The sequence below is a fragment of the Corynebacterium sp. HMSC068G04 genome (genome assembly GCF_001814885.1).
GTDB classification, from domain to species: Bacteria; Actinomycetota; Actinomycetes; order Mycobacteriales; family Mycobacteriaceae; genus Corynebacterium; species Corynebacterium hiratae.
The window spans coordinates 642-10,810 of record NZ_KV818293.1 but is presented as its reverse complement, the minus strand read 5'-3'; the positions used below and the strand labels follow the sequence as shown (position 1 = coordinate 10,810).

The window sequence follows — 10,169 nt, the reverse complement described above, 5'->3', positions numbered from 1 at the left end:
CGTACCTATCGATCCCGAACCTCGCTATACAATGCCTAACTTTCTCGCTAGAATGTTAATAGGCCAAAACTGGTTGGCCTTTACAATCATCCATATCATGAAAGTCGAGAATCGTGGAAAAACTATCAGACGTTGCTGTTTTCCAGGAAGAAGCTGCTGAGATCCTTGGCGTATCACCGCGCACCATGGAGGCATGGCGACAGTGCAATGAAGGCCCTGTCTATATCCATGTCGGGCGTCGCGTGCGCTATCGCATCCGCGATCTTGAGGCCTTTGTGGCCGAGAAAACGGTGATGCCTTTAGGTTAAACCACATCTACTTTCACTAACCATCGGTCACATGTACCGATAGGAAGGGTCGTAACATGACCACTCAAAAAAATAACCCCACTGCTGAGAACAGTGAGGCTACGGAAAGTTCATTTTTCTACGGTGATGCTATTGATTATAGCATTGACGTGGACGAAGCTGCAATAGCAATTGAGGAATGCGAGGGTAATTTACCTCCGGGACTCATTGAGTATTTCGGTCGCACCACCCACGTAGGAGGCTACGATATTTCCGACGAGGTCATTGCCGAGCGGATTCGTATCTTTTTATCGCTTCCACGCGGAACGAAGGGTGCCGCCAAGGACAAGGTTCGGTTGACCTATACGAACTTTATGAAGGTCTTTAGCGAGGATCCGGTTTTAAAGCATCTCGGTATCTCTGAGATGGGTTGTATTTGCTCCTGGGAGCTGGGATTTGAGCGTCCGTGGACATTGGGTGCCCCCACTGCTGAGGATCCATCCGGGGATACTGAAGACACTGAGGACGAAGACGATGATATGTTTGTCACGCTTTCTGGCGAAAAGCGAAAGAAGACAGAGGCGGAGAAGGCTTTAGGCAATCTCTATGTCACTGCCCGTGACCAAGCCTATATCTTCGATATTCTCTCGAAGTACTTCAACAATAAGCTGCATAGAGACCTGTTTAAGAGTCACATGAGCCAGTGGTGTCAGATGAACTACTTCCACCCACTGCGTGACTACGTTTTAAGTCTTGACGAGTGGGATGGAGAAGAACGTATCGAGCGTGCTATCCCGACGGTGGATGACACCCCGTATACGCGTGCATCTATGCGCTACTTCTTCCTTTCCTTGATCCAGCGCATCTTTAATCCTGGATGTCAGGTTGATTCGATGATCGTCCTGGTCGGCGATCAGGGTTTGCGCAAAACCTCCTTCTGTCACTCCATTCTCCCGCTTGGCATTCAAGAGATTGGCGAGATTCCTGCTGGTGAGCGGCATAAAGATACTTTGCGCCGCTGTCATGAGGCGGGAATCGTCGTGCTCGATGAGATCGATAAGTTCACCAAGAAGGTGGAAATTAGCGAACTCAAGACCTTTATCACCGCGCTAATCGATGTCTGGCGTGCCTCCTATGCGGAATCAGATACGCGTCTTGCACGCTCCTTTACTCTTATCGGCACTACCAACTTGCATGACTTCCTGCAGGATGTGACAGGCAACCGACGTTATTTGCCGCTGGTAGTCAAGGGCATTATCCCTGATGAGTGCCTTACTCGTGAGTTCATGGATCAGGCTCTCGCTGAGGCGTTCTACTACTACCGCCAAGGTGAGCGTCCACGCTACGACAGAGAATTCCAGGAGATGGCAGCTGAAGCACAAGCCGAACACCTCGATGACCCGTATGGTGACCTGGTACGCGCTGACGTCGACAATATTTTTGAGGTCGCATGGGAGAGGTATGAGCAAGGCGATCCAGTAAATGGCACGCCACTCAAGCAGCGTATCAGCACGTCATACGTTTGCAGTGTGAACGAGCAGTTGGGTCGAATAGATTTATTGAGAGATAAAAAGGCGAATCGAGCCATTATGTACGCTCTTGATAACTGCGTCTACTACCAGCGTATGACAGGGGCTAAGACCTACCGGGTCGAAGGTAAGCCAGTCAGGGCTGCGTGGGAGATAACCCCTCGTCCATTCGATCCCGCCGACTATCTCGATCCCTTGCAGTATTCACCAAAAGCGGTGAGCAAGGGAGTGAGTATGTTTGGCGTTCCTGGGCGACCAGACTATGCATATATTGTCTATAATACCTCTTACGGTGGAGCCCAAGTTTCGGTCGTTCCTATGACAGATAAAATCCGCGACTTCCTCATTCAACACGGTGATGCAACAGTACTTGAGCAGCAGTTGCTTGGTACCGCTGCCACTGCCGCATAAACCCCTTTGAATCACACTAACGTGGTAATCTTCTATACACTTTAACCATTTTCCAGGGTGGGACTGCCAATGCAGTTCCACCCTTTTTTGTGCCCTCTTCATCCTGATGAGTGTGTAGTTTGTGCACCCCTGAGAGGTGCTCTTTCAAGGGCTCTATGACAGCCCCTCACCCCCTTGTCTCCCACTGCTAGCGACCTCGACGCTGCAATCCCTCGTCTCGATTGCGAGTATCAGTACCGTCAACGTGACGAAATGTGATGCTTATATCATCCTATAACCATACTGTCACTCATGATATAAAAAGCATCCACTCCACCAGCTCCCGAGTGCTGCTTATATCATCCTATAACCATGTGCTAGCGCATGATATAAGAACCATCTCCGTCACTGTTGCTTATATCATGATATAACTGCGCCTTATATCATTCCGTAACCATGACGAAGCCCAGTGCTGTTTATACCATCCTATAACCATGCGCTAGCGCATGATATAAGAATCATCCCCGCCCCTGCTGCTTATATCATGATACAACTATGCCTTATATTATTCGATAACCATTGCGAAGCGATCTAATGCTTATATCATCCTACAACTGGCCTTTATATCATGATGTAATCATACGTATGTTTGTATCATGATATAGCGCGTAGTTATATCATCCTATAAGAATGTCATTCTATAATCATGCGCTACAGCATGATATAACCATCCCCTACAGCATGATATAAAAAGCAGCCTCCCAGGTGATGATATAAGCATGCCTTGATGTCATCCTACAATCATCACTTCTTCACACTCCGCGTAATTTAAGCACCTTTTATCGGCGTGCCTCTACCCGTTTTTAACCCCTATGTGCTATAGATTTTTCATCACAAAGTACCTATACTTGTATGTATGAGTAATAAAAAATTAGACAACGCAATCTCTCGTTTGGAGCGCCACAAGAAGGCGCGTGATGAGGCCGAGAAGGCCATGGAAGCCGAGCGGGAAAAGGTACTAAAACAAATGGGCGAAGTCCTCTTTGCCGCAGCGACGAAACCACGCTCTAAATGGTCTAAGTATCTAGACCTTCCACTGCGTGAACTGCTGACTGAATTGGGGTTCAAATCTGCTCCGCAGAACATTCAATCCACTGCCCGACAAGTGGCAAATGGACCCCATCAACCCCAGCAGAATAACGCACCCCAGGGCAACAACTCCCCGTTCTAGATGTGGAAATAAAATCGTGACTTCTCCACGCTTCAGAATCGCTGAGTTGGCCCCTAGATCTCGCCGTTTCATCCTGCATCCTTGCAGGGTACGGCGAGCGGAATATCAAGCAGAGCACCACCATGAGATCACATTAAGGTGCTCTAGCGAAGATATTCCAAGCAGGGGTCCAGGGGCGGCACGCCCCGGCCAGCTCACATTGCACCCCGGAAGGGGTGCTTAATGTGATGCTGGCCCCGCCCCTACATCTGAAAAAAATTCCTATTTTGAAGGGGCGGTCTGTAAAGCGGCGTGGTGGGCCTGGGTTTCCCAGGCCTAAGGCCTAGATTCCATAAGGCGGTTGTGGAGAGGTCCTATAGACGTAAAAACTGAAGAATGATAAAATGGTTTTTAATAAAAATAGATCTCCACGTGTAGGTGGGGATAAACGGCTCGGGGATAAGAAGTTGTGTAGGTATTTCGACCCGAAGAAGGTAGGTGATTAATGGCCGCGAAGACGTATCGGTTTACCCTGCGATTAGACGAGGAACAAGAAAAGTTCGTCAAGGAGGTAGCCGAACGACTAGATATGACGGTTCCCGAAGTGGTTCGCGGGGCGGTAGATAACCTAGCGATGACCCTGCCTGTTGGGTGGGAAAACAAGCTCAATGAACTGCCGCCAGAGACGTTGAAAACGTTGAATCAATTCACCGAACAGATCCGCCGAATCGGGGTGAATTTGAACGGGGCGACGAGGACACTTTTCCGCATGGAACGTCAGTTTGAAAGAACGGATTATCGACTCTCCCGTGAGCTGGACCCGAACACGCTGCTTGCCGTAGCCGAGGATCTGGAAGCCATGGCGAGAGACGTTGCTCAGATTGTGGAGCGGACATGTCGATCACGACGGTAACGAGATCCAAGGATGCAGTCGCGGCTGCGACTTACGTTCTCTACGGCTCGAAGAGTGGGCCGGGTGAAGGGGCGGATGGCACACGTGCGCTGCGCGCAGCCCGCGCCTCCGTCATAGGCCCGCGACCCGGCTTTGATCTCGACACCTTTGGCCGCGATACCCGAGAGCTAATCCGCAAGCATCCAAGCCGGGTTAATCACGTCATCTCGATCGTTCAATCTTTCTCACCAGAAGAACTTGATAAGCGCTCAGCTGCCGATGTGGAAATGGCGCATTATGCGGGATACCGTTTAGCCGAGATTGTGGCCCCCCACTCCCCTGCGTTAGTAGCCACGCACACCGACAGCAAATCAGGTGCAGTCCACAATCACATCTTGCTTGCTAATCATGACTTCGCGACCGACAAGACACCCCGCCTAGCCGGTAACTGGCACTCGGTTCGCGAGGAGAACGACAAGCTCATGAGAGACCTGGGTTTGCAGGTTCTTGAGCGTGGTTCTAGAGAGCTTTCTCGTGCCGAGCGATTTGCCAAGGCTCAAGGTCGCCAGATTGATGCCGCAGGCTTAAAACTCAACGACCTAACCGGCGATACCTGGCGCAGCTTCATGCGAGCCAGAGTGGAGGATCTTTTCCAGGATGATCGCGTGCGATCTGCCCAAGGTGTTAAAGCTGGCTTGAAGGTTGCTGCCGAGATTGCTGGCGAGCACAATTTAGCGTTTGGCTTTCGTAAAAACACCTCGCCCAAAGCCAAAGAAAAGCACGCCACGGTGTACGCGCTCAAAGACGATGATGGTGAGTTTTTTAAATATCCCACCAAGCGTGGCAAGCGCAAGGCAGCAACGACGGGATCGCGCTTAGGCAGTGACTACGAACTTAAGCCCGTGATGGACTACATTCACCAGCTCCAGCAGCGCTATCAGATGGAAGAAGCGGTGAGACAACGTGCACTGGAAAAGGAACGTATCCGCCAGCAGCGACAAGCAGAATTTGACGCTGAATTTGAGGATTACGATGCCCACAACAAACTGCCGCGTGTTAGCCCGCCACCACGAGCTCCACGGGTCCACGACCCGATGGAAGAGCGGATACGCAACCTCACCATCGACCAGTTCAGGAAACCCAAGCGATACGGCTCGCGACCTCGGGTGCAGGAGGAAGAGTTTGGCCCCGAGTTTTAGATGATGACCAGCTATTTAGACGTGTGTAATACGACGAAAAATGATTGTTAGCCCACTACCCTTGAAAAAGAATCTCCTATGAGCGAAAGAGAAAACTCAACTCACATGACAACCCCAGACGTTGCAAAGCCCTTGACCGCGCAGACCTCAGCGACTGCTAATAGCCTCAACGCGGCTATCTGGCAGACTGCCGACGATTATCTGCGCCTCATCCTCCCTGGCGAGAACTATGGCGACTACATCCTGCCATTTACCGTTTTGCGCCGTCTAGAAGGCCGTCTGGAAGCCTCAAAGGATGCTTTGCTAGCCCCCTAGTCCAGGAAGAGACTTCAAAGGCTACAGAAGCGACGTTAATTAGTCTTAAAATTCAACAGCGCTTCGGTCTGCGCTTCTGGAACACCTCGCCGCTGTCGTTGAAGCGACTGGCAGCATCAGATGATGCGCTCGCAGCGGGCCTTAAGCAGTACATCAATTGGGTAAAAAGAAAGCGCCCCGTAGGGCGCGAGTCTTCCGTGTTCTGCTTAGTTGAGTTCGGGGCGTGGTGGTTTCTGTTGAACTGATGGGGTGGTTCTGGTGACGGTTACTCCGTCCGTGTTGGCTTCGATGTCGTCGCTAGGCCACACTGTTTTTAGCTCCTGGACAGCCTTTTTCATTTCTTTGCGGAAGTTCTGTCGCGCGTCGGTGGAATGCTGCTTTATCGCGGGCGTGAGATGCCGCAGTTGGGTCACGCTTCGCTTCGAAGCGCACCCAGGCTGCGGAGCCTACCCGAGATTTAGATTTTTCTGATTTTGGCTACTTAGTCCACCTTTATAGGTGCGCAACTAGCTTGATGAACTTTGGGGATTGCGACAGCTCTCTAGCACTTAGGTGTTTCGTTTGCTCCGGAATTAGCCCATTTCTGGATTCGTTCATTGGCAGGAAAGAACGCATATGCAATAAGCGGAATTAGCAAAGTGGTCAAAGTAAGCCCATGATTCCAATATCCGATAATGCTAGGTACGTAACTGAGTAAAAGAGGGAAAAACGACCGGTTCATGAAAAGCAGTGGTTTTTCTGTCGAATGCTGCTGAATGAAAAAGATGAGGGAACCAAAAAGAATTAGTGAAGAGGTGAACCCTAGTGCTATGGAGAGCATGCCTTTGCTTGCAGAAATACAGGAATAGATATTTGCGACGCTAGGAAGCGCTAAGACCACAAGCCAGAAAACGTTAAGGGTTTTTTCTCGTTTAGTTAGCATTTTATTTCCTCAGAGCTAGGCACACCCATTGGTGTAGTGCTCAGGTGAGACGCCAATGGAAGGAGGATTCCAGCCTCCAGTTACGCCCACCTTGAGCGCGAGACATTTATTCTGAGCGATTGCTGCTGCAGACCAAGCTGAGATTTCGGAAGCATGTGCTCCCCACCATACTCCGAGGACTTCTCCTACTGGAGGCGGAACGAGCACCCAAAAAGGCGTAACTGCGAAGGCCGCAGCTGTACTAGCGCCCATTCGGCGAGTTTCTTCTTTACTGAAATAGATGTGCCCGCTAATCTTTCCCCAATTTACACGGGGATCAGCAGTAATAGGGTATGCAGATTTGCTTGGTGCGGGTTCTACATATTGAGTAAAGGTGTCACCATCAACTTCATAGTGGGTAGCGAGGTCTTCCCCATTTGCTCCATGCGCCCACGGAGCGTCAATCAGTGCCTGGGTCTCACCGTCTACGTTGACAGTGAGCGCTCCGCTGGTTTCGTCAACTGCTAGTTGCACATCTCCAGAAGCTTTTACTTTGAAAGAGCTCTGGTGGCTCGATTCGGGAGTTTGGATAGACCACTCAAATTGGCTTCCGTTGGGGGTTTCGATTTCCCTCTCGATTCCGTCCTCAGAGAGCGGCTGGATGGAAATGCTTTCAAGGTGTGGCGTGCCCAGACTGTTCTCTGATTTGTTTGACACTACATATTCGGTACGTTCCTCAGCGAGGGCAATTGAAGAGCTAGTCCCGAGGACTGATGCTGAAACACACAGTGTTACTACAGTTCTGAATATGGCTTTTCTCATGGAGTTTTCCTTTTTATGAAGTGATGGGCCTGGCCCCGGACAGTGGACACGTCGGGGGTTAGCTATGCTGCTTTGGTCAGTGTAGCTGATGTGAGTGCTTCGAAGTCATCGGGGCCCTCGGGGTGCAGGCCGCACGTAGTGACAGCGGCAGTATGACACGGGACACAACGCCCTGCAACTGCTAGGAAAAATAAACCCCTGCCAGACAGTTTAAAAGGCTGCTAGCAGGGGTTTTATTTAGTAGATCTGATAGACAAACACACCAAGCTCATCCTCATAGACCACTTCACGCGGGTAGTAGGTTTCCTTGAGCTTGAGCGATAGCGCCTTGAAGTCGATGCTGCCATCGTCTTTGCGTGGAATCTCGTCCTCATCCATGTAGCGCAGTTTCTCACCCATAAACTCCCGCCAGGTCTCATAAAAGCCCTGGTAGGCATCCTGAAAGTCGCTCACACATGGAATACCAAAAGCATCGATGATGCACTGCGAGAAGCTTGACCACACATAGTACGGATGCCAATCTTCATGGCCGACTTCCTCGTAGGCTTCAGCCCAGCGAACGGCTTGAGCAAGGGTGAAGGGCTCACCGTGATTGGGAATGTTGTACGTGTCCATGACCAGCACGTTCTTGCACCCTTCCGGGAATTTGGATGCTGGAAAGATGTCATGCACGGTATCGCTCGTGATTTCAACAACCATACCGCTGTCAATGCAGTCGAACCAGGCTCCCAGTGGCGTGCCGTGGCGCATGCAGCCAATCCAAATCTGCGGGATGTCGAGCTTGGGGCCTTTTTCAGAGTAGGTATCTTGTGCAGCAGGTACAGCCATGACGGCCTCCTTGAAAAAGTGAGAGTGTAGATATCACCTCATGTCTCGGTGGCCAGGGCCCTGGCCACCTTCACACACATGGGAAGAAGGGGTGTTAGCGTGCTGCCTTGCGGGCAAGCTCCATTGTGCGAGTACCTGCGTGTTGGTAGCGCATCGCAGCCTGGATGGTGGAGTGACCAAGATAGCTTTGAATCTCAGCCAGAGAAGCACCACTTTGTTGGGCATAGCGAGTACCTGCATAGTGCCTTAGGTCATGAAAGCGCAGGCCCGGCTGATCAATAGCCTTGCGCGCTTTGACCCAATGCGGGCGAAATGTGTGGTAGGACAGCGGATTGTGCGGTTTCGTTGGCGACGACCACAGGCGCGTGCCTGCTGGTGTATCAAACGCTTTAGCAGCAATAAAGGGCGCATCTTTGCCAAAGATGTACACTTCGCGAATACCAGCAGCACTCTTGGGCGGGCTTTTTACCCAGCCTTCTGCTGGTGAGTACGTCCATTCTTTGGCGACACGGATAATAACGCCATCAACGTTCTCAGTAGGCTGACCGGTGTCATCAAGCTCGTAGAGAATCTCAATATCCTCGCGCTCAAGGGCAATGATTTCCCCGAAGCGCAAGCCACCACCAGCGGCAATGCGCACGATATCGCGGTAGCGCGGGATGATGAGCTCAATAATGTCGTCGATCTCTTTATCAGTGGGAAAGACGGTTTCACGGTTACTAGAAGCTTTTGAACCGCCCGGAACCGTACACGGGTTGGATTCAATAAGACCGTCCTCAACAGCGGTTTTGAGCACGGACTTTAAAAAGTCATACACCCGCGCTGTTTGTGTGGCGGCTTGTCGGCTGGATTCGGCATACCACTGGCGAATTTTCGCTGAAGTAAACTCATCCAGCGGGGTATCGCGAAAGCAGGCAAGCCTGCCGGTGGTGATATAGCGCTCGTATTCCACGCGAGTGCGCATCTTTAAGTGCTGGCCATCACTACGTGTGCGCTCGAAGATCCATGTGTGAGCAAAATCATAAAAGCTTGGTAGCTCTTTTTTAGGCTTTACCTCTAGACGCTCTTTAGGATGTGTCCATTTACCGCTGGCAATCAGTGTTTGCTCGCTGGCAAGCCAACTATTGGCGGCAGCTATCGTAGGAAAGCTTTGGGGAGCTGAGATCCTCACGCGATTAGAGCGTGTGGAGTAGGGCGCGTTATAGCGCGCTTGGAACCTTCCGTTTTTGAGTTTTCGGATCGTTCCAAAGGAGCGAGAATTTTTGTCTGGCATAGCGGGTCTACCTCCTAGTGACAGATCGCGTGGCCACCCGGTGGCCACATGTTGTTACAATCCGTCAATTTCTGGCTATTTCTGTCTTAACTTAAAGCGTCTACCTGCATAAACGCTCGTTAACCAGTATATACAAACTGGTTCGAGCCCAGTTGGAGGAGCAAATAAACCGCCTGGTTGAGGGCGGTTTTTTGCTTTGCTCTGGCACACCAGATCCGGCTTAAGGGACATTTCGTGTGGATTTGCGGCGTGTCGCATTAAGGGACATTTCGTGTGGATTTGCGGCGTGTCACATTAGGGCCCCTGGTGTGAAGATGAAAGTTCCTACACAGCCATCTAAACCCACCAGGAACCCGTACTGTGAAGCCTACTGGAAACCTCGTCGCCGACACCATCGGCCGTACCGCGGAAATCGGGCTTGCCATCACCGGTGCCGCTGATGCCGGACCGCTGACCATCATCGAGGCCACACCCGTAGCCGTTAGCGGCGCGTGCCCGGACTGCGGACAGCCAGGAAAGCTGC

The 10,169-nt window shown here is 51.2% G+C and carries 9 protein-coding genes and 1 pseudogene; 7 read left to right on the top strand and 3 right to left on the bottom strand.

Annotation, left to right across the window (positions count from 1 at the left end; genetic code table 11):
- Positions 1-113 precede the first annotated feature (113 nt).
- From HMPREF2993_RS13700 to HMPREF2993_RS13555, 6 genes are all read left to right on the top strand, one after another.
- On the top strand, positions 114-308 hold the full coding sequence (locus HMPREF2993_RS13700) for a helix-turn-helix transcriptional regulator (protein ID WP_070700596.1): 195 nt from the start codon (positions 114-116) through the stop codon (positions 306-308).
- Between the two features lie 56 nt (positions 309-364).
- On the top strand, positions 365-2,227 hold the full coding sequence (locus HMPREF2993_RS01320) for a VapE domain-containing protein (protein ID WP_070700593.1): 1,863 nt from the start codon (positions 365-367) through the stop codon (positions 2,225-2,227).
- 895 nt (positions 2,228-3,122) lie between these two features.
- On the top strand, positions 3,123-3,437 hold the full coding sequence (locus tag HMPREF2993_RS01315; protein WP_070700590.1) for a hypothetical protein: 315 nt from the start codon (positions 3,123-3,125) through the stop codon (positions 3,435-3,437).
- Between the two features lie 484 nt (positions 3,438-3,921).
- Positions 3,922-4,329: a ribbon-helix-helix domain-containing protein gene (locus HMPREF2993_RS01310; protein ID WP_070700587.1), complete on the top strand. Its 408-nt coding sequence runs from the start codon at positions 3,922-3,924 to the stop codon at positions 4,327-4,329.
- A complete protein-coding gene (locus HMPREF2993_RS01305; protein ID WP_070700585.1) occupies positions 4,311-5,507 on the top strand; it encodes a relaxase/mobilization nuclease domain-containing protein in 1,197 nt (398 codons plus the stop codon). Before HMPREF2993_RS01310 ends, HMPREF2993_RS01305 begins: the two co-directional genes overlap by 19 nt.
- A gap of 105 nt (positions 5,508-5,612) precedes the next feature.
- Positions 5,613-5,822, top strand: a complete 210-nt coding sequence (locus HMPREF2993_RS13555) for a type I restriction-modification system subunit M N-terminal domain-containing protein (protein WP_070700581.1) — start codon at positions 5,613-5,615, stop codon at positions 5,820-5,822.
- A 937-nt stretch (positions 5,823-6,759) separates the two neighbouring features.
- Here HMPREF2993_RS13555 and HMPREF2993_RS13325 read toward each other — a convergent pair.
- From HMPREF2993_RS13325 to HMPREF2993_RS01290, 3 genes are all read right to left on the bottom strand, one after another.
- A complete protein-coding gene (locus HMPREF2993_RS13325) occupies positions 6,760-7,545 on the bottom strand; it encodes a hypothetical protein (protein ID WP_141758237.1) in 786 nt (261 codons plus the stop codon).
- A 237-nt stretch (positions 7,546-7,782) separates the two neighbouring features.
- Positions 7,783-8,373, bottom strand: a complete 591-nt coding sequence (locus HMPREF2993_RS01295; protein ID WP_070700579.1) for a hypothetical protein — start codon at positions 8,371-8,373, stop codon at positions 7,783-7,785.
- Between the two features lie 94 nt (positions 8,374-8,467).
- Complete coding sequence (locus HMPREF2993_RS01290) at positions 8,468-9,646, bottom strand: tyrosine-type recombinase/integrase (protein ID WP_070700576.1); 1,179 nt, start codon at positions 9,644-9,646, stop codon at positions 8,468-8,470.
- 360 nt (positions 9,647-10,006) lie between these two features.
- Between HMPREF2993_RS01290 and HMPREF2993_RS01285 the strand changes: the two are divergent.
- Positions 10,007-10,169 (top strand): annotated as a pseudogene (locus HMPREF2993_RS01285) (ISL3 family transposase); the annotation flags it as partial.

What these genes read in the sequence shown, in the direction of transcription:
- HMPREF2993_RS01295 (WP_070700579.1), bottom strand. Translation starts at nt 8,373, where the DNA reads ATGGCTGTACCTGCTGCACAAGATACCTACTCTGAAAAAGGCCCCAAG.
- HMPREF2993_RS13555 (WP_070700581.1), top strand. Translation starts at nt 5,613, where the DNA reads ATGACAACCCCAGACGTTGCAAAGCCCTTGACCGCGCAGACCTCAGCG.
- HMPREF2993_RS01315 (WP_070700590.1), top strand. Translation starts at nt 3,123, where the DNA reads ATGAGTAATAAAAAATTAGACAACGCAATCTCTCGTTTGGAGCGCCAC.
- HMPREF2993_RS01320 (WP_070700593.1), top strand. Translation starts at nt 365, where the DNA reads ATGACCACTCAAAAAAATAACCCCACTGCTGAGAACAGTGAGGCTACG.
- HMPREF2993_RS01290 (WP_070700576.1), bottom strand. Translation starts at nt 9,646, where the DNA reads ATGCCAGACAAAAATTCTCGCTCCTTTGGAACGATCCGAAAACTCAAA.
- HMPREF2993_RS01310 (WP_070700587.1), top strand. Translation starts at nt 3,922, where the DNA reads ATGGCCGCGAAGACGTATCGGTTTACCCTGCGATTAGACGAGGAACAA.
- HMPREF2993_RS13325 (WP_141758237.1), bottom strand. Translation starts at nt 7,545, where the DNA reads ATGAGAAAAGCCATATTCAGAACTGTAGTAACACTGTGTGTTTCAGCA.
- HMPREF2993_RS01305 (WP_070700585.1), top strand. Translation starts at nt 4,311, where the DNA reads ATGTCGATCACGACGGTAACGAGATCCAAGGATGCAGTCGCGGCTGCG.